At 67.9% G+C, this 18,402-nt stretch carries 21 protein-coding genes; 12 read left to right on the forward strand and 9 right to left on the reverse strand.

Translation table 11 applies throughout. From position 1 onward, the window contains the following. Positions 1 to 213: 213 nt before the first annotated feature. Together ACW176_RS09305 and ACW176_RS09310 are read right to left on the reverse strand one after the other, a co-directional pair. Positions 214 to 3,282, reverse strand: coding sequence for an efflux RND transporter permease subunit (locus ACW176_RS09305; RefSeq protein ID WP_492111742.1), 3,069 nt, complete (start codon positions 3,280 to 3,282; stop codon positions 214 to 216). A 2-nt stretch (positions 3,283 to 3,284) separates the two neighbouring features. Continuing rightward, the gene (locus tag ACW176_RS09310) at positions 3,285 to 4,319 is read right to left on the reverse strand and encodes an efflux RND transporter periplasmic adaptor subunit (RefSeq protein WP_492111901.1); all 1,035 of its coding nucleotides are present in this window, start codon (positions 4,317 to 4,319) and stop codon (positions 3,285 to 3,287) included. Between the two features lie 153 nt (positions 4,320 to 4,472). On the opposite strand from ACW176_RS09310, the gene ACW176_RS09315 reads away from it, so the two are divergent. Both ACW176_RS09315 and ACW176_RS09320 read left to right on the forward strand, forming a co-directional pair. Next, positions 4,473 to 5,105, forward strand: coding sequence for a TetR/AcrR family transcriptional regulator (locus ACW176_RS09315; protein ID WP_419320057.1), 633 nt, complete (start codon positions 4,473 to 4,475; stop codon positions 5,103 to 5,105). A gap of 74 nt (positions 5,106 to 5,179) precedes the next feature. After that, a complete protein-coding gene (locus ACW176_RS09320) occupies positions 5,180 to 5,389 on the forward strand; it encodes a hypothetical protein (RefSeq protein WP_492107430.1) in 210 nt (69 codons plus the stop codon). Here the strand turns inward: ACW176_RS09320 and ACW176_RS09325 are convergent. Then, on the reverse strand, positions 5,386 to 6,777 hold the full coding sequence (locus ACW176_RS09325; RefSeq protein WP_492111743.1) for an aminotransferase-like domain-containing protein: 1,392 nt from the start codon (positions 6,775 to 6,777) through the stop codon (positions 5,386 to 5,388). The two genes, ACW176_RS09320 and ACW176_RS09325, sit on opposite strands and share 4 nt — an antisense overlap. 49 nt (positions 6,778 to 6,826) lie before the next feature. Here ACW176_RS09325 and ACW176_RS09330 point away from each other — a divergent pair, with 49 nt between their 5' ends. Together ACW176_RS09330 and ACW176_RS09335 are read left to right on the forward strand one after the other, a co-directional pair. Continuing rightward, entirely contained in the window at positions 6,827 to 7,234 is a 408-nt protein-coding gene (locus ACW176_RS09330; protein WP_492111744.1) for a DUF983 domain-containing protein, read from the forward strand. Between the two features lie 65 nt (positions 7,235 to 7,299). Then, complete coding sequence (locus ACW176_RS09335; protein WP_492111745.1) at positions 7,300 to 7,491, forward strand: hypothetical protein; 192 nt, start codon at positions 7,300 to 7,302, stop codon at positions 7,489 to 7,491. Here ACW176_RS09335 and ACW176_RS09340 read toward each other — a convergent pair. After that, positions 7,442 to 7,756: a polyhydroxyalkanoic acid system family protein gene (locus ACW176_RS09340; RefSeq protein ID WP_492111746.1), complete on the reverse strand. Its 315-nt coding sequence runs from the start codon at positions 7,754 to 7,756 to the stop codon at positions 7,442 to 7,444. The two genes, ACW176_RS09335 and ACW176_RS09340, sit on opposite strands and share 50 nt — an antisense overlap. Before the next feature lie 122 nt (positions 7,757 to 7,878). On the opposite strand from ACW176_RS09340, the gene didA reads away from it, so the two are divergent. The 5 genes from didA to ACW176_RS09365 all read left to right on the forward strand — a co-directional run bounded on the left by didA (position 7,879) and on the right by ACW176_RS09365 (position 11,926). Then, positions 7,879 to 8,085 carry a DNA damage-induced SOS-independent cell division inhibitor A gene (gene didA, locus ACW176_RS09345; RefSeq protein WP_492111747.1) on the forward strand — a complete coding sequence of 69 codons (207 nt, stop codon included), beginning with the start codon at positions 7,879 to 7,881 and terminating at the stop codon, positions 8,083 to 8,085. A 41-nt stretch (positions 8,086 to 8,126) separates the two neighbouring features. Next, positions 8,127 to 9,152, forward strand: a complete 1,026-nt coding sequence (gene dgcA, locus ACW176_RS09350; RefSeq protein ID WP_492111748.1) for an N-acetyl-D-Glu racemase DgcA — start codon at positions 8,127 to 8,129, stop codon at positions 9,150 to 9,152. Positions 9,153 to 9,216: 64 nt separating this feature from the next. Further along, a complete protein-coding gene (locus tag ACW176_RS09355) occupies positions 9,217 to 9,663 on the forward strand; it encodes a hypothetical protein (protein WP_492111749.1) in 447 nt (148 codons plus the stop codon). Positions 9,664 to 9,694: 31 nt separating this feature from the next. Beyond that, positions 9,695 to 10,723: a mechanosensitive ion channel family protein gene (locus ACW176_RS09360; protein WP_492111750.1), complete on the forward strand. Its 1,029-nt coding sequence runs from the start codon at positions 9,695 to 9,697 to the stop codon at positions 10,721 to 10,723. A 153-nt stretch (positions 10,724 to 10,876) separates the two neighbouring features. Next, positions 10,877 to 11,926 carry an HpcH/HpaI aldolase/citrate lyase family protein gene (locus ACW176_RS09365; protein ID WP_492111751.1) on the forward strand — a complete coding sequence of 350 codons (1,050 nt, stop codon included), beginning with the start codon at positions 10,877 to 10,879 and terminating at the stop codon, positions 11,924 to 11,926. A 162-nt stretch (positions 11,927 to 12,088) separates the two neighbouring features. Here the strand turns inward: ACW176_RS09365 and ACW176_RS09370 are convergent, their stop codons facing one another. The 3 genes from ACW176_RS09370 to ACW176_RS09380 all read right to left on the reverse strand — a co-directional run bounded on the left by ACW176_RS09370 (position 12,089) and on the right by ACW176_RS09380 (position 14,250). Further along, entirely contained in the window at positions 12,089 to 12,502 is a 414-nt protein-coding gene (locus ACW176_RS09370) for an OsmC family protein (protein WP_492111752.1), read from the reverse strand. 71 nt (positions 12,503 to 12,573) lie between these two features. Beyond that, positions 12,574 to 13,947, reverse strand: a complete 1,374-nt coding sequence (locus tag ACW176_RS09375) for a cytochrome P450 (RefSeq protein ID WP_492111753.1) — start codon at positions 13,945 to 13,947, stop codon at positions 12,574 to 12,576. A gap of 102 nt (positions 13,948 to 14,049) precedes the next feature. Continuing rightward, positions 14,050 to 14,250: a hypothetical protein gene (locus tag ACW176_RS09380; RefSeq protein WP_419254222.1), complete on the reverse strand. Its 201-nt coding sequence runs from the start codon at positions 14,248 to 14,250 to the stop codon at positions 14,050 to 14,052. A gap of 275 nt (positions 14,251 to 14,525) precedes the next feature. On the opposite strand from ACW176_RS09380, the gene ACW176_RS09385 reads away from it, so the two are divergent. Next, complete coding sequence (locus ACW176_RS09385) at positions 14,526 to 15,488, forward strand: acetyl-CoA carboxylase carboxyltransferase subunit alpha (RefSeq protein WP_419254223.1); 963 nt, start codon at positions 14,526 to 14,528, stop codon at positions 15,486 to 15,488. An 18-nt stretch (positions 15,489 to 15,506) separates the two neighbouring features. Continuing rightward, positions 15,507 to 15,926: a lysozyme inhibitor LprI family protein gene (locus tag ACW176_RS09390; RefSeq protein ID WP_492111754.1), complete on the forward strand. Its 420-nt coding sequence runs from the start codon at positions 15,507 to 15,509 to the stop codon at positions 15,924 to 15,926. A 100-nt stretch (positions 15,927 to 16,026) separates the two neighbouring features. Here the strand turns inward: ACW176_RS09390 and ACW176_RS09395 are convergent, their stop codons facing one another. Next, positions 16,027 to 16,470 (reverse strand): hypothetical protein, encoded by a 444-nt coding sequence (locus ACW176_RS09395; RefSeq protein WP_492111755.1) that lies wholly within the window; start codon positions 16,468 to 16,470, stop codon positions 16,027 to 16,029. Beyond that, a complete protein-coding gene (locus ACW176_RS09400; protein ID WP_492111756.1) occupies positions 16,467 to 17,126 on the reverse strand; it encodes a response regulator in 660 nt (219 codons plus the stop codon). Before ACW176_RS09400 ends, ACW176_RS09395 begins: the two co-directional genes overlap by 4 nt. A gap of 256 nt (positions 17,127 to 17,382) precedes the next feature. Between ACW176_RS09400 and ACW176_RS09405 the strand changes: the two genes are divergently transcribed. Further along, positions 17,383 to 18,360 carry an NAD(P)H-dependent flavin oxidoreductase gene (locus ACW176_RS09405; protein ID WP_419320087.1) on the forward strand — a complete coding sequence of 326 codons (978 nt, stop codon included), beginning with the start codon at positions 17,383 to 17,385 and terminating at the stop codon, positions 18,358 to 18,360. Positions 18,361 to 18,402 lie beyond the last annotated feature (42 nt).

Below are 18,402 nucleotides of genomic sequence, written 5' to 3' on the forward strand. Positions count from 1 at the left end.
GGGCGCTCAACGACAGGAATCGAGATTTTCCGGCCAACGGCGAAACCTCTCACCCTCCCACCGCCTACGGCGGCGGGCCCCGCCCTCTCTCAAAGAGAGAGGGTTTCGTTCAGAGCGTCCGCTCCTCACCCTTTCCGGACCTTGGCGGCGTCCGCTTTTAGGCCACGTGTCGCTCGGCCTGCGCCGCCCAGCGCGTAGCGCCGGCGGATAACCCTAGGCCAGCTCCTCCTTCCCCCGCGCCGTCAGCCAGTACATCACCGGCGTCGCCACCCGCGACAGCACCGTGCTCGTGATCAGCCCGCCGATGATCGCGATGGCCAGCGGCGAGTAGAGGCCCGACCGCTCCAGCGCCAGCGGCAGCAGGCCGCCGATCGCCGTGACCGAGGTCAGCAGCACGGGCAGGAAGCGCACCTCGCCGGCCTTTTCGATGGCGTCGTGCAGGCCCATGCCTTCGCGTCGCAGCTGTTCGGTGAAGTCGACCAGCAGGATCGAGTTCTTGATCTCGATGCCGATCAGGGCGATCAGCCCGATGGTGGCCGTGAAGCTCAGCGAGTTGCCGGTGATGGCCAGGGCCGCCACCGCGCCGAAGATCCCGAACGGGATGATGCCGGCCACGACCAGGGCGGTCTTGAACTTCTGGAACTCCAGAACCAGCACCGCCAGGATGCCGAAGACCGCGATCAGCACCGCCGCGCCCAGGCCGGCAAAGCTTTCAGACTGGGCCTCGGCCTGGCCGCCCAGGCCCAGGCGATAGCCGGGGGGCATGGGCAGGTCCTTTTCCAGCCGCGCGACCACGTCCTGGGTCACCTTGGCGGCCAGGAAGCCGGTGGAAACATAGGCGGTGACCGTCACCGTCCGCTCGCGGTCGAAGCGGTCGATGCGGGCCGGGCTGGATTTCAGGGTCGGGGTGGCCACGGCGTCCAGCCGCGCGGCCAGGCCGTCGGCGGTGGGCACATAGATCCCCTTCAGGGCCGACAGCGGATTGCGCGCCGCGCCGTCGGCCTCTTCCATCGGCAGCCGCACCTTGACCGCATAGTCGTCGCCGTCCGGATCGCGGAAGCGGGCGGTTTCCTCGCCCGACAGGGCCAGCCGCGCCGCCCGGCGGGCCGCGCCGGCGGGCACGCCCAGGGCAGAGGCCTTGGCCTCGTCGACGCCCAGGTCGAGATCGGTGCGGTCGAGGCGGACGGGGTTGGTGACGTCGCGCGTGCCGGGGGTGGCCTTGAGAATCTCCTCGGCGCGGGCCGCCAGGGCCTTCAGCGCGTCCAGGTTCTGGCCGGTCAGACGGATGGCGATCGGCGCGTCGATGGGCGGGCCGTTCTCGAAGGTGACGACGCTGATCCGGGCGCCGGGGAAGTCGCTGAAGTCCTTGCGCAGACCGTCCAGCACCTTGTCGCTCTTGTCCGGCTCCCAGGCCTTGAGGCTGACAAAGACCTCGGCATAGGTGGTGGCGCTCTCGCGTTGCGACTGGTTGTAGAAGATCTGCGGATTGCCCCGGCCCAGATTGGCGGCGCGCCATGTGACCTCAGGCGTGGCTTTCAGGCGCTGCTCGACGAATTTCAGGGCGCGGTCGGTGCGGGCCAGGGATGAGCCGTCGGGCGTCTCGATGCGCACCAGGAACTGCGGCGTCTCGGCCGGCGGGAACAGGCTGGAGCCGATCAGTTTCAGCATCGGATAGGTGGTCACACACAGGGCCAGCATGATCGCCAGCGCCGCCCACGGCCGGGCCAGGGCGTGGTGCAGGACAGGGCGGTAGAAGCGGTGGATGCCGCCATTGACCGCCTGCAGGATGGCGTTGCCCTCGGGGTCGGAATGCTTGTCCAGAACCCGACTGGCCAGGAACGGGATGATGGTCATCGAGACCAGCAACGAGGCGGCGATGGTGCACAGCACGGTCACCGGCAGCGACTTGATATAGGCCCCGGAGCCGGCCGGCAGGGCCATCAGCGGCAGGAAGGCCAGCATCAGGGTCGCGGTGCAGCCGATCACCGCCAGGCCGATCTGGCGGGTGCCGTTGACCGCCGCCTCGGTGCGCTCCTCGCCCTCGCGGATGCGGCGGGCGATGTTCTCGGTGATGACGATGCTGTCGTCGACCAGCAGGCCCAGCGACAGCACAAAGCCGGCGATCGACAGCTGGTTCAGGGTAAAGCCAAAGGCCTGCAGCATCGACAGGCCGATCAGCAGGCTGAGCGGGATCGAGACCATCACCACCAGCCCGGCGCGCGGCCCCAGCGGCAGCAGGGTGATCAGCACCAGAACCAGGGCGATGCCGAAATCGCGGAACAGGGCGTTGAGCCGGTGCTTGACGTTGTCGGCCTGAACAAAGCCGCGCTGCAGCTTGACGCCGGCGGGCAGGATCTTCTCGTACTCGTCCAGCACCTGCTCGACGCTCTTGGTGATCTTGGTGACATCCTGGCCGTCCTTCTGGGTCACGGTCAGGAACACGGCGCGCTGGCCGTTGAAGCGGGCCAGGTGGGTTGGCTCCTGCTGGGCCCAGGCCACCTTGGCCACGTCCCGCACCCGGGTAACCTGGCCGCCGATGGCGCGCACGGGGGCGTCGCCCACGGCCTCCAGCGAGCGGAAGGCCCCGCCGGACTTGACGTTGAAGCGCCGCTCGCCCGCCTGAACCGCGCCGATCGGGGCCTCGGCGCCCGCCTGGCGCAGGGCGTCGGCGACGGCGGTTGCGGGCAGTCTCAGGGCCGACAGACGCGCCAGGTCCAGGGTGACCTGAACCTCGGAAGACGGCGCGCCCCAATAGCGGGCCTCGCGCACGCCGGGCACGCGGTCGAGCCGTTCCCGGAGGCGGTCGGCGGTCTTCTCCAAGCGCCGCATCGGCAGCACGTCGCTGGTCAGGGCCACCTGGACGATGGCGACTTCCGTGGTGCGGGCCCGCTGGATGTCCAGCCGGGCGATGCCGCTCGGCAGATTGCCGCGAATGGCGTTCACCTCGCGCACGACCTGATCGTACTTGCGCTCGGGATCCACATCCCAGGTGAAGTGGACGCGGACCGAGGCCGCGCCGTCGGCGCTGGTCGACTCGACCTTTTCGATATTGTCCAGACCGTCGACGGCGTCCTCGATCGGGTCGACGACCAGTTGCTCCATCTCGGAGGGCTCGGCCCCCGGCAGCACGGCGCGGACGATGACGATCGGGATCGGGAAGTGCGGATCTTCCGAGCGTGGAATGCTGGTGAAGGCGTTGAAGCCCAGCATGACCAGCAGGCCAAACGCCACCAGGGTGAACTGCCAGCGATGAACGGCCAGTCCGGCGAGGTCGAACTTCACGACTATCGGCTCCCGGCCAGCTTTGCGGGGTCGACGACGCGGACCTTCTCGCCGTCGGAGACAAAGCCGGCCCCGGCCGTGATCACCTGGGCGCCGTCGGCCAGGCCCGAGACCAGGGCGTCGTCGCCGTCAAAGCCGCCAAAGCCGACAGCCGTGCGGCGGGCGACGCCGCGATCCAGTCGCAGCACAAACGCGCGGGCGCCCTGGGCTTCCAGCACCGCCTCGGCGGGAATGCGCGCGAAGGCTGGCCCGGCGCTGGCAGGGGAGGCCGCGCGAACCGTCAGCTCGGCATTGGCGATCTGGCCGCTGCGCAGTTCTGGTCGGCCGGCCAGTTCGATCTCGACGGTCACGGCCCCCGTGCGGGTGTCGGCCGCCTCGCCCACGCGGGTGACGGTTCCGTTCAGCAGCTGTCCGTCCAGATCCTCGACCCTGACCCGGGCGCTGTCGCCCACCCGGACGCGGGCGGCGTCACGGGCCGCCAGCGGCAGGCGCAGGACCAGGGGGCTGGTCAGATCGGCGACCCGCGCCACCACCTGGCCGGGCTGGACCACTTCGCCGGTCTGGGCGGTACGGGCCAGCACCACGCCCGAAGCGGGGGACACCAGCTGGGCCCAGCGCCGGTCGAAACTGGCCGAGCTATAGGCGGCCTGGGCCGATTTGAGCACGCTCTGGCGGTCATCCAGCCGCTGGCGGCTGACATAGCCCTTCTCGAACAGAGCCTTGTCGCGCTCGACGTCGCGGCGGGCGCGCTCGAGGTCGGCCGAGGTCTGCTGCTGGCGGGCGTCCAGATTGGCCGGATCGATGGTGGCGATGACCTGGCCGGCGCGGACGCTGTCGCCCGCCTCGACGCTCATGCGGGTCAGCACCCCGGCGATGCGGAAGGACAGCGCCATTTCGCGCCGACGCTCCAGCGTGCCTGTTCCCGAAACCGCGTCGGCGGCATGGGGCGCTGCGACCTGAGCGGCCTCGACGGGCGTCGGCAGGGCAGGGGCTTCAGCCTGCTCGGCCTTGCCGCCGCATGACGCCAGCAAGGGCATGGCGGCGGCGAAGACGAGCGGCCGCAACGCGCGTTGGAGAAGGGGCTGGGGAGAGCGCCGCATCGTCCTTGTTCCAGATCAATCAATGATAAGTTATCAGTGATAGATTGTTGTCGCTTGTCAAGCTTGGCGCGGAGTGATGAAGGTTGGAAAATGAAGACGTCAACCACGCGGTCGCCGCGTAAGGCCAAGGGCCACGGGGCCGAACGCCGCGAAGAGATCCTCGCCGCCGCCCTGACCCTGTTCAGCGAGCGCGGCGTCCATGCCGTCTCGACCCGGCAGATCGCCGAGCTGGCCGGGATCTCGCAACCGGCGCTCTATGCCTATTTCACCACCAAGGACGACATGGCCGCCGAGCTGTGCGTGCGGGCCTTCGCCACCCTGGTCGAGCGCATGGGGGCCGCGCGCGTTCACGGCCAGCCGACAGTGGAAAACTTTGAGCGGTCGCTGCGGGTCTATGTCGATTTCGGGATCGAAAACCCCAACCCCTATCGCGTGGCCTTCATGATCGAGAAAAGCCATGACGGTGCGTTTCTGGAAAAGACCGCCGACCGGCCGTTGATCGCGGGGCTGGAGGCGTTCGATCTCTTCCGCGACATGGTCGGTGAGTATCAGGCCGCCGGCCTGACGGTGTTGGACGACGCACAACTGGCTACCCAGACCCTCTGGGCCGGTCTTCATGGCCTGGTGTCGCTGCTGATCGCCCGGGCGGAATTTCCGTGGGTCGAGCGCGAAACCCTGATCGCGGCCCATATCGCCATGCTGCGGCGTGGCGCCCTGAAGTAGAGCGCTCAAGCAGGGGCGTGGCAAAGTCGGGCGCGGAAGCCTATATCCGCGCCTTGATTTTACCGGAGCCTCCCATGGCCAAGCTGCAGCCCCTCCAGTCGTTCAGCCTGCAAGAAACTGAAGACGGCTACCGCCTGCTGGTCTCGGCCATCGGCGGCGACACCCTGTATGTCTCGATCACCGCCGAGCAGATGGACGACATCATCGACTCGCTGGAACTCGCGACCGGCGGCGACGCCGACGAAGACGGCGAAGACCGGGACGAAGACGAAGGCGCCTTTTAGGACGGCTCCGCCGCCAGCAGTCCCGAGACGTCGCGCAGGGCCCGGGCCAGGGTCGAGGCCTTGGCCGGCGCGCCCAGCGACAACCGAAGACCTTCACGCGTGACGCCTGGCGCGCGGAAGGTCTCGGCGTCGACCAGGGACAGGCCGCGCGCCCGCGCCGCCTCCAGAAGGCGCCCCCGGCGCCAGCCGGCGGGCAATTCCAGCCAGACATGCAGGCTCTCGGGCCCGCCGACCGCCATCGGCAGGATTTCGGCCGCCAGGCGGCGCCGTTCGATCGCCTCGGCTCTCACGCCGTCCAGCACCCGCCGGGCGTCACCTTCGCGGATCCAGCTGGTGACCACGGCCGCCATCAAGGGCGCGGGCATCTGGGCGATGGCGTGCAGGGCCCCGGCCGTCTCGGCCACCCGATCTTCCGGCGCCGCCACGAAGGCGATGCGCAGGCCCGGCGACAGGGTCTTGGCGGTGGTGGCGATGTGGAACACGCCCTTCGGCCACAGGCCGGCCAGGGCGGGCAGGGGCGTGGCCGAGGAGAGGCCATAGGCGTCGTCCTCGAGGATCACGACCCCGGCCGCCCGGGCGACCTCGACGATGGCCTCGCGTCGCGCCAGGCTCATCGTCGCGGTGGTCGGGTTCTGGAAGGTGGGCGTGCAGCAGATCGCGCGGGGGCGATGCCGGGCGCAGAGCTGGGCCAGGGCCTGTGGCTCAAGGCCTCCATCATCCATCGGGCAGGCGATGACCCGCAGGCCCCGCTGGGCGGCGGCGGTCAGCAGGCCCGGATAGGTCAGGGCTTCGACGATGATGGTCTCGCCCGGGCGGGCGAGCAGGGCCAGCAGGGCGCTGAGCGCGGTCTGGGCGCCGCTGCCGATCAGCACGCGATCGGGCGAAACCGCGCCCAGGGTCGGCGCCAGCCAGCTGGCCGCCGCCGTACGCTGGGCCAGGGATCCGGCGCCGGGGTGATAGGCCATCAGCGCCGCTGGATCGGTGCGGGCCAGCACCGCGGCGGTCGTCTCGCGTAGCAGGGCGCCCAGGTTCAGGCCTCGAGGCTGGGGCGGCAGGTTCATCGACAGATCGACCAGCCCGGCTTCGTCCTCGCCGACCCGCCCGCGCACGAAGGTGCCACGACCGGCGGTTCCCTCGATCAGGCCGCGCTCGCGAGCGATGGCATAGGCGCGGGTCACGGTGGTGAAGTCCACGCCGACCAGCCGGGCCACTTCGCGCTGGGCGGGGATCTGGTCGCCGGCCTGCAACTCCGCGTCCGCGATCGCGGCCTCAAGCGCCTGGGCCAGCCGCTGATAGACGGGACCTGTCAGGGCCTCGGCGCGTTTCAGCCAGGCGGCGGACGGATGCGACAGCACGGCGGTTGTCTCGCGGCTCACAAATACATACATTGTATCCAGAATGTATGTATCAATTGCGCGATTGTAGGAAGGGCTTTTGATGGCCGATCCAGTCTACAACTCTCCTCCGCCCGTCATTTCCGGCCTGCGTTGCCGCTGTCCGCGCTGCGGCGAGGGCAAGCTGTTCCGGGGGTTCCTGACGCTGGCCCCGGCCTGTGATCGTTGCGGTCTGAGCTATGCTTTCGCCGATCCCGCCGACGGCCCGGCCTTCTTCGTGATGAGCGGTGTCGGCATCATCGTGATCGGCGTGTTCGCCTGGGTGGAGATCGCCTATCGCCCGCCGATCTGGGTGCATTTCGTCACCGTCTTCCCGGCCCTGATCGCGGCGTGCCTGGGCACGCTGCGGCCGGTCAAGGCCTGGCTGGTGGCGTCGCAATACATCCACAAGGCCGAGGAAGGCCGGTTCGAGAGCCTGGGTCGGCACGACCGCGATTCGCGCCGGCTCTAATCCCGCGCGTTGACAGCCGCTTTCGCCGAACTCAGGATTGCCTGATCGCGCGGGAGTTTTCAGCGATGAGCCATCCGATCCATGCCAAGCCCTATCGACTGGCGCTGCTGGCGGTCGCGGCGATGTTGACCGTTTCCGCCCTTAACGCCTTCGTCGATGTCGGAGCGGCCTTGCATGACGCCGTGTGCGCCGAGCATGCCGCCGAGGCTATTTCTTCTCGAGCAGAAGCTGGCCACGCTTCTGCAGCTGATCTTTGATCTTGTTCGCGATCATGCCCAGCATGCCGGGCAGGACGATGTCGAGTTTCACCATGTCGGCCAGAACGTCCATCGTGCCGCTGATCGTCTGACCCATGGCCACGGCCGAGAAGGTCATGGTGTCGCCGTCCCACGACTGATGCACCTGATCGGCCTTGCCGCCCGGGATCTGGGCGGCCAGTTGGGCAAAGCCGGTCTCGATCCGCCGCCGCGCTTCGACCGCGCCGAGCTGGTGGGGGATGGTGATCGTGATCGGCTTGGACATGATGGGTCTCTGTTGAAGGTTCGCTGGCGACGTCCCGAAGATAGGAACGGTTCGGCGTTACGGAACATGCGTCCGTTTCCGACGTAGGCAGGGGCGAGGGTGAGGCATCCCAGGAGGACGCCATGACCGACTACGCCATGCCCCACGCTTTTCAACCCACCCGCCGTCCCGCCCGTCCGGGTCGTCCCACCGGCGTTGTGGGCGCGGTCAGCTATGCGGGCGTTCTGCTGGTCTGGCTGGCCCTGTTCGTGGTCGACCGGCCCCTGGCGATGAAGGTGTTCCGCGAGCGCCGCGCCGACTCGCCGATCCGCCGCCACTGGTCCTGGTAGAGGTCTCGCCAAGCCCCGCGAACAATGACAAGCCTTGGCCCATGTCGCTGTCCGTCACCGCCCGCGCCGTCCATCACCCGCTGAAGGCCCCGTTCCGCATCTCGCGCGGGGTCAAGACGGCGGCCGAGGTGGTGGTGGTCGAGGCCCGGGCCGGCGGCCATGTCGGACGCGGCGAGAGCGTGCCCTATGGCCGCTATGACGAGACCGTGGCGGGCGTTCTGGCCCAGCTTCAGCCGGCTATGGCGATGCTTGAGCGCGCGGGCGAGGGCAATATCGATCATGGCGCGGCCCTGGCCCTGTTGCCGCCCGGCGCGGCCCGAAACGCCCTCGACTGCGCGCTGTGGGACCTGCGCGCCAGGCTCACCGGGGTCAGCGTCGCCGAGGCCACGGGCCTGCCGGTTCCAACCTCGCTGGTCACCGCCGTCACGGTCAGCCTGGACACGCCCGAGGCCATGGCCGCCGCCGCGCTGGCCGTCGCCGCCGCGCCGCTGATCAAGATCAAGCTGGGCGCCGAAGATCCCGCCGCCCGCCTGCGGGCGGTAGCCGCCGCTGCGCCCGATGCCCGCTTGATCGTCGATCCCAACGAGGGCTGGACGTTCGAGATCCTGCACGGCCTGCGCTCGCTGCTGGCTGACCTGCCGATCGCGCTTGTCGAGCAGCCCCTGCCGGCCGACGCCGACCAGGCGCTGGAGGGCTATGACCCCCCCTACATGATCTGCGCCGACGAGTCGGTGCATGTCGGCGGCGACCTGGCGGCCCTGCGCGGCCGCTATCAGGCGGTGAACCTCAAGCTCGACAAGACCGGCGGCCTGTCCGAGGCCGTACGGATGCTGGAACAGGCCAGGGGCCTGGGCTTCCAGCTGATGACCGGCTGCATGGTCGCCTCGTCGCTGGGCATCGCCCCGGCCCTGCATCTGGCCGGAAGCTGCCAGTTCGCCGATCTCGATGGGCCGTGGTGGCTGGCCGTGGATCACCCCGGCGGGCTGCGCGTCGAGGGCGGGGTGATCACGCCGCCAAAACCCGGATTCTGGGGCGATGGGATCGAGGCGTCGGGGCTTTGGCTTTGACGCCAGGGCGGCCCCATCTTCGCCCTAAAGCGTGACCATGGTTTCCCGCTCAGCGGAGGACCTCATGCGAGACAAATGGCTGATCGCCGCAGGCTTGCTCAGCGCCGCCGCCGCGCTGCTGCATATCGCGGTGATCGCCGGCGGACCGGACTGGTACCGATTCTTCGGTGCGGGCGAGGGCATGGCCCGGGCGGCCGAGCAGGGGTCCTGGGTTCCCGTCGTGACGACCCTGGGCATCGCGACCATCCTGGCGATCTGGTCGGCCTATGCCTTCTCCGGCGCCGGGCTGATCCCGCGGCTGCCCCTGATCCGCACGGGCCTTGTGACGATCAGCGCGATCTATCTGGCGCGAGGCCTGATCCTGTTTCCCATCCTGGTGTTGAAGCCCGGGCTGATCAACGCCTTTGCCGTCTGGAGTTCGCTGATCGTGCTGGTCTACGGCGTGGCCTATGCCGTCGGGACCTGGCGGTCATGGCGCTATCTGGGCCAGTCCGGCCAGCGCCCCTCTTGATCCGATGACGCGGCGCGGCTCAGAGTAGGCCATGGCCGAGAATCCCCTGGAACGCCTGGACACATTCGAGCTTCTGAAGCTGGGCAAGGCCTCGGTGACAGTCGGTGGTCTGGCTGCGGCCCTGTTCATCATTGCTGCAGCCCTGTTCGCCGCGCGGCTGACCTCGGCGGGCTTGCAGCGCCTGCGCGCCCGGGCGGCCGGCAGCGCCGCTTCGCTGTACATCGTCGAGAAGGTGGTGACCTACGGTCTGGTGGTCATCGGGTTCGTGGCGGGCCTCTCGACCATGGGTCTGGACCTGACCTCGCTGGCGGTGTTCGCCGGCGCCCTGGGCGTGGGTGTCGGTCTGGGCCTGCAGGGCATGGTCAAGGACTTCGCCTCTGGCATTTCGCTGGTGTTCGAGCGGTTGGTGGCGGTGGGCGATTTCGTCGAGCTGCCCAATGGTCAGCGCGGGGTGGTGCATGAGGTCGGTCCACGCGCCACCCGCATCCGGACCAATGACAGCACAGACCTGATCGTGCCCAACTCGGTGCTGGTCAACGATCTCGTCATCAACTGGACCCTTCGCAACACCAACCGCCGCATCCGTGTGCCCTTTGTCACCGCCTTCGGGGTCGACAAGCAGAAGGTGCGCGAAGCGGTGCTGAAGGCGGCCAAGTCGGTGCCCTTCACCTCGCCCGACGACTCCGTGCGCCGCACCCAGGTCTGGCTGGTCGGCTATGGCGAGCACGCCCTGAAGTTCGAGCTGATCGTCTGGCCCACGGTCGAGGCCGTGCGCCGCCCGGCGGCGATCTTCGCGGCCTATACCTGGGCCATCGACGACGCCCTGCGCGCGGCGGAAGTCGAGATCCCCTACCCGCAGCGCGACATCCGGGTGCGCGGCCTGTTTGGCGAAGAGGGCGATGAGGCCCTGACCAGCCTGAAGCTGGAACCCGCCGCCCGTCGCCGCAGCAAGGCCAAGGCCGCCAAGCCCGGCTCCAGCAACGACGCCGCCCTGGATCTGGAACGCGAGGATCCTGACGATCCCCCCATGTCGCCGCCGATCGCGCCGCCAAAGGGTTGAGGTTTCTGAACGCTGATAAGCTGAGGCCTTGACGCCCCTCATGCGCCGCCGCAATCTTCTCGCAACTGCGAAAAGAACAGCAAGCGTGACAGCCGAAAGTGGACGCCGCTTTCGGCGCCCGTCACGCGGCAAGCAAGAACGGGGAGTAGGCGGATGAAGACCGCGCGAGGCTTTTTCAAACCCTTGGCCATCGGCGCGCCCGCGCCCTACCGCGACCTGCCGGCCCGCGTCGAGCGTATGATCCACTTCGTGCCGCCGCATCTGGAGAAGGTGCGCGCCAAGGTTCCCGAGATCGCCTTGAGCGTCGACGTGATCCTGGCCAATCTCGAAGACGCCATCCCCGCCGACGCCAAGGGCGCGGCCCTGGCCGGGCTGATCGAGATGTCGCGCGCCACTGATTTCAAGGCCCTGGGCGTCGGCTTCTGGACCCGGATCAACTGCCTCAACTCGCCCTGGCACCTGGACGAAATCTCGACCATCGTCGAGAAGGCCGGCGACAAGATCGACGTGATCATGGTGCCCAAGGTCGAGGGACCCTGGGACATCTTCTACATGGACCAGCTGCTGGCCTCGCTGGAGGCCAAGCATGGCGTCACCCGGCCGATCCTGCTGCACGCCATCCTGGAGACGGCCGAGGGCGTGATGAACGTCGAGCAGATCGCGGCGGCCAGTCCGCGCATGCAGGGCATCAGCCTGGGCCCGGCGGATCTCGCCGCCAGCCGCGCCATGAAGACCACCCGCGTGGGCGGCGGCCATCCCGGCTACCGGGTCATCGAGGATCCGCATGCCGACGGTTCGGCCCGCGCCTCGGTGCAGCAGGACCTCTGGCACTACACCTTCGCCAAGATGGTCGACGCCTGCGCGGCTCATGGCATCAAGCCGTTCTATGGCCCGTTCGGCGCGATCGATGATCCGGTGGCGTGCGAGCAGCAGTTCCGCAACGCCTTCCTGATGGGCTGCGCGGGCGCCTGGAGCCTGCACCCCAGCCAGATCGCCATCGCCAAGGAAGTGTTCAGCCCGGCCCCTGACGAGGTGATCTTCGCCAAGCGCATCCTCGAGGCCATGCCGGACGGCACGGGCGTGGCGATGCTGGACGGCAAGATGCAGGACGACGCGACCTGGAAACAGGCCAAGGTCATGGTGGATTGCGCGCGGCAGATCGCGGGCAAGGATGCGGAGTATGCGGCGCTTTATGGGTTTTAGCGGCAGATGCTCCCCCGCTGGGGGAGCTGTCGCCCCCGGGACCGACCGTAGGTCGGCCCGAGGGTAAACGCCTCGACTGAGGGGGCCTTCGCGGCGAATGCCGAGCTAGCCCCCTCCGGCCCTCCGGGCCACCTCCCCCGGAAGGGGAGGATCTACTGACTCTCACCCCACCGTCGTCACCACCCGCGCGCCCTGGGTCAGCAGCTTGTGGATCGGGCACATCTCGGCGATGGCCAGCAGGCGTTCGCGCTGCTCGGCGTCGAGGTCGCCGTCCAGCGTGATCTCGCGGTCAAACCGCTCGGGCGGGGTCATGTCGGCCTCGCGGCTGCTGCGGACCTCGACATGCACCGCGCCCAGAGCCCAGTTCTTGCGCTTGGCATAGAGGCGCAGGGTCATGGTGGTGCAGGCCGCCAGGCCCGCCGCGACCAGATCGTGAGGGTCAGGACCCAGGTCCAGACCGCCGGCCTCCACCTTGACGTCGGCCACCAGGCTGGTGGGACCCGCCGTGACGAAGGTCTGCAGGCCGCCATGGCCGCTGTCGTCGGCGATGGCGGAGGGGCGGGGGGCGTCGGTCATGGGCAGGATCCTGGCGGCGTTCAACCAAGCTTAGGTGTCGGTGCGCGCACCGCAAGGCTTTCGGCTTGTGTCTATGTCAGCGGGATCGGCGTCAGGCGGAAGTCCGGTTCGCGATCCGGTCCCAGGGAAATCTTGGCCACAGGAATGACCGGCCGGCCGTCCGCCATGGCGATCTGGAATCGCGACAGCAGGCCGCCGAGCAGAATCTGGCTCTCGGCCATGGCGAAGCTGGCGCCGATGCAGACCCGAGGGCCGGCGCCGAACGGGATGAAGGCGTCCATTCCCCAGGGCGAGGGGTGATCGAGAAAGCGTTCCGGAAGGAAGGCCGTCGGTTGATCCCAAAGCTTGCGATGGCGATGGATCAGCCACGGGCTGATGGTGATCACGTGGCCCGGCGAGACCTTGCAGCCCTGGACTTCATCTTCCGCGATGACCTCGCGGCTCATCATCGGGGCGGGCGGATAGAGCCGCAGGGTTTCCAGCAGGACCGATCGGGTCAGGGGCCAGGCCGAAAGATCCTCCAGGGTGCGGATCCTGTCTGGCGGAAAGGCCTGGATTTCGGCCTGAACCCGCGCCTGGGTCTTGGGATCCAGGGCCAGCAGATAGGCGGCCCAGAACAGTAGGCGCGAGGTGGTCTCGAAACCGGCTGCCAGCATCGTGCCGCACTGATCGCGGACGTCCTCGTCAGGCAGGGGCCGGCCGTCCTCGTCCCGGGCGGCCAGGAGGCCATCCAGAAGATCGCCGCCTTGCGCGCGAGGCCCGGCGGTCTTGCGGGCGTCGATCAGCGCGGCGACGGCGGTCATCCAGCGCGCGCCCAGGGCCAGTCGGGGACGTTCGGCGAAGCCGAAATCGCCCGGAGCCCGGGCCAGGAGATCGAAGAGGTTCACATTGGCCCGGCCATGCAGGTAGTCGCGGGCGATCACGGCCAGTTGCGCGCCCTCACCGCTGGCGGGGCGAGAGAAGAGGGCGCGCAGGACGGCGTCCAGCGTTGCCCGGTGAAAGGTCTCGCTGAGATTGGCGCGATCCTGACTCGCGAGACTATCGGCCAGCGCTTGGCCGGCGGCGGTGAAGTGCGGCAGCAGGGTCTCGACGGCCTTGGGCGTGAAGGCCGGCGCCAGCGCCTTGCGCTGCCGCCGCCAGGTTTCGCCCTCGGTCAAAAGAAGGCCGTCGCCGACGATGGGCCGCAGGATCCGGCTCATCTGGAAGGGCCGCCGATAGCGCGCCGCCTGCGCGCCCAGCACGTGCTTGACGCCGGCGGGGTCGCTGACCACCAGGCCGGGCTGCCCCAGGAATGTGTAGGGAATCATCAGGGTGTCGAAGTCAGACTCCGACCAGGCCCCGACCATGTTTCGCATCATGGCCCAGGCGGCGCCCAGATTGGTCTGCGGCCCGGCGTGCACCTTGGGGGCGGGCGGGACTAGGGGGCGGTGAACCTGGGCGTCCATGGGCGGCTTCCAGACGGGGAGACGCCGGGAGAGGCGCTCTATCCGGAACGATGGCGTAGCATCCCGCAGGGGGCGCTGCAATAATTCACTACGCGGTGAATATCAGGCCGCCGCCACGCGCTGGGCTGGAACGTCGAACACGCGGGTCGACCCGCGCCAGACCTCGATCAGGTCGCAGCGGTGATGCATGTCAATGAGCTCGAACGCACGCCGGCGCGCGGCCTGATCATCGGCATAGGGAGCAACATCAAAGCGCGGAACGGAGCCATCGGGCTCAACGCAGAAGAACGTAAACACCTGCATGGGAACACGGTTCTCAACAGGCGGGACCGAGCCATATTCGATGGGCGGGGGCCGCAGGCGCTGGTTTTCTTCATCACCAGCTAGGAATCGACCATAGGACCAAATGTCGCGATTCACCATAAAAATGAGTCTTCAAAAGAGACTCTCTCGCGATCCATCTGGGGACGGTCCTGGGGATGAATCCGCCCGGGCGCGGAACGTTCCAAAGCCGGTTCCCTTTTTCCGGCTTAGCCACTAGGTTCGCACCCTTTCGTAAACGGCGACGTTGAGACTCCATGGCCGCCCACTATCTCGATTTCGAACGCCCCATCGCTGATCTGGAAAGCAAGATCGAGGAGCTGAGCAAGCTCTCCGAGACTGCGGGGCCTGGTGCGTTCGAGCTGGAGATCCAGGCCCTGCGCGACCGCGCCCAGGAACTGCGCGTCGAGGCCTACGCCAATCTCGACGCCTGGCAGAAGACCATGGTGGCCCGCCACCCCCAGCGGCCCCACCTGCGCGACTATCTGGCCGGCCTGATTGACGAGTTCGTCGAGCTGCGCGGCGACCGCAAATTTGCCGACGACCAGGCCATTGTCGGCGGTCTGGGCCGGTTCCGGGGTCAGCCTGTCGTGGTCATGGGCCACGAGAAGGGCCATGACACCACCACGCGCCTCAAGCACAATTTCGGCATGGCCCGCCCCGAAGGCTATCGCAAGGCCGTGCGTCTGATGGACATGGCCGAGCGCTTCAGCCTGCCGGTCCTGACCTTTGTCGACACCGCCGGCGCCTATCCGGGCCTGGGGGCCGAGGAGCGCGGCCAGGCCGAGGCCATCGCCCGCTCCACCGAGCGCTGCCTGACCCTGGAAGTGCCGATGATCGCCACCATCGTGGGCGAGGGCGGTTCTGGCGGGGCCATCGCCCTGGCCGGCGCCAACAAGGTGCTGATCCTGGAGCACTCGATCTATTCGGTGATCAGCCCCGAGGGCGCGGCCTCGATCCTGTGGCGCGACGGCGCCCGGGCCAAGGACGCCGCCACCCAGATGCGGATCACGGCGCAAGACCTGATCAAGCTGGGCATCGTCGACCGGATCATCGAAGAGCCGGCCGGCGGGGCGCATTCCGATCATGAGGCGGCGCTCAAGGCCGTCGGCGACGCGGTGGAGATGGAGCTGAAGGCCCTGTCCCTGCTCGACGCGGCCGCCCTCAAGAAGCAGCGCTCGGAGCGGTTCTACGCCATCGGCCGCGTCGGCCTGCAATAGTCGGATAGGGACGAACCCATGCTCTTCCGGACGATGCTGACCGCCGCCGCCATTCTGGCCATGGCGCCCGTCGCGGCCCAGGCCCAGGCCCAGCCCAAGGAAGGCGTCACCTACAGTCCCGCCTATGAGCTTTGCTGGGACAAGCCAGAAAACTCCAACACCTACGGGATACTTCGCTGCGGCGAAGCCGAGATGGCGGTTCAGGACGCCCGGTTGAACAAAGCCTACAAGGCGGACATGGCCGACCTGGCGGAAGGCCCTGTCGCCAAGGCCGCGCTGCTCAAGGCCCAGCGGGCCTGGATCGCCTTTCGCGACGCCGACTGCGCGACGGTCCGGGCATTGATCGGCGGCACGATCGCTCCGATCTATATGCAGAACTGCTATCTTGAGCACACCGCTCGCCGGGCCCAGGCGCTGGAAGACCTCCTGAAGCCTTGAGTCCCGGCTCGGCTCTGGCGCTGTCCACCGCGCAAGCCGCCAGACCGTCTTCTCGGACCGCTCGGAGGCGGCTGCGGCCGGTTGCGTCGCGACCCTGCGGCTATCTGGGGATCAAGGCCTCGAATGCACTCAGGACCTCCGTGCGGACCTCGGCCTTGGTCGCCTGATCACCCAGCACGCTCAAGGTGCTGATGAACAGGTCGCCGACCGCCTTGCGACGATCCTGCCCCGAGGTTCGGGAGACATATTCGCAGAGCAGCCGCGCGCAGCGCAGAAGATGGACGTCCTCTTCCGGATCGCAAACGGAGATCAGCGCCGAACTGCATTCATAGAGGTCGAGCCAGCCTGCGTCATCGTGCAGACCCTGCGCCTTCCAGGTGCGCATCTGGGCGAGCATTTCGGCTTGGCTATGCAGGTTCTCGGCCCGCGCAGCCCGGACCGTTTGCTCGGCCCGCTCAAGGGCCGTGCGGGCGTAGATGCCGCCGGACTCCCTCATGGCCTTGACCAGGGACGATGCCTTGTTGATGACCCTGACCACGCTCATGGCTTCGCCTTCTGGGGCTGGATAAGCTTTGCAAGCTCATCGTCCGAAAGATTGGCGGTCACCGCTTCGGTGATGTCGCTGGTCAGATCCTTGGCGCGTCGGCCGTCAGCAAACTCTGGCGGCGGCGCATCGTTCTTCCAGCGCCGATCCGGGCCGACATAGACGCCGGCATCTATGAAGGACCGCTGCTTTTCGGCGATCCAATAGATCCGCTCCAGCAGGATGATGGGGCTGGCGGGCTTGGCGATGATGTAGTGGGCGCCGCAGTCGCGGCCCTCGGCGACTTCATGCTCGCGTGTGTGGGCGGAAATGATGATCGCCGGAATGATCCGGTCCTCGTCGCGGGGCCGGTTGCGAAGCCATCGCACCAGTTCATAGCCGCTGCATCGCGGCATGTGGGCGTCGGTGAGCAGAAGATCAAAGTGCTGGCGCGACAAGAGCTCCTTGGCCTCGTCGCCGCTCGAAGCCGTCGTGATCTTGTCGACCCCGAAGCTTCTTGTCAGTTCGCTCAATATCTTCAACGACCTCTCGTTGTCGTCAACGATGAGGAAGTGCGTCTTGGTGAAGTTTATCCGACTACTGTCCTGCACTCGGGGCGCCTTCAATCCGTAAACGTGCGGCCCGGAGGGCGAGGATGGAACATGGTTAAAAATCACCGATGTTCCGAAGGTGATGTATTGACACTGTACGTGACAGAAGTTTGCGCATCAACGATCTAATACTCAATTCGCGCTTCGGGTTGTTGCTCCCCGGGACGGGCGCGGCCGGCGTTCCTTCCGGGCGCCAGGCACGCCATGTCAAGGAAGCATCCGGTCCGGGCGTTCAAATCTCGGCGACGGGCTGAAAAGGCGTCTTGCCTCTCCCCTGCGTCATCCGGCCATAGTGCGGGAAAATCAGAGGGAACCCCGTGTCATGGCCATCAAGACCCGTTTCACCGAGATGTTCGGCGTCGAGCACCCGATCGCCCAGGGCGGCATGCAGTGGGTCGGCAAGGCCGAGCTGGTCGCCGCCGTCGCCAATGCAGGGGCCCTGGGCTTCCTGACCGCCCTGACCCAGCCCACCCCCGAGGACCTGGCCAAGGAGATCGCCCGCACCCGCGATCTCACCGACAAGCCGTTCGGGGTCAATCTGACCATCCTGCCGGCCATCAAGCCGCCGCCCTATGCCGAGTACCGGGCCGCGATCATCGAGAGCGGCATCCGCATCGTCGAGACCGCCGGCTACAAGCCGCAGGAGCATGTCGATCATCTGAAGGCCCATGGCGTGAAGATCATCCACAAGTGCACCGCCGTCCGCCACGCCCTCAGCGCCGAGCGGATGGGCGTCGACGCCATCTCGATCGACGGCTTCGAATGCGCCGGCCATCCGGGCGAGGATGACATTCCCGGCCTGATCCTGATCGCCGCCGCCGCCGACAAGGTGAAGATCCCGATGCTGGCCTCGGGTGGCATCGCCGATGCGCGGGGCCTGGTCGCGGCCCTGGCCCTGGGCGCCGACGGCGTCAACATGGGCACCCGCTTCTGCGTCACCCAGGAGGCCCCGATCCCGATGGCCTTCAAGGAGCAGATGGTCGCCAATGATGAGCGCCAGACCGACCTGATCTTCCGGACCCTGCACAATACCGCCCGGGTGATGCGCAACCAGGTCAGCCAGCAGGTGGTCGAGATCGAGCGGGCCGGCGGGGCCAAGTTCGAGGACGTCCAGCACCTGGTCGCCGGAACCCGGGGCCGCGACGCCCTGGCCCAGGGCGACACCGACGGCGGCATCTGGTCGGCGGGGATGGTCCAGGGCCTGATCCACGACATCCCGACCGTCCGCGAGCTGGTCGACCGCATCGTGGCCGAGGCCGAACAGCTCATTCGCGGCCGGCTGGCGTCGATGGTCGGCTGACGTCGCGCAACCATCACTGGCCCCGCCCCGCGCGATAGCCGA

This window comes from Caulobacter sp. FV1ye13L (assembly GCF_058681155.1).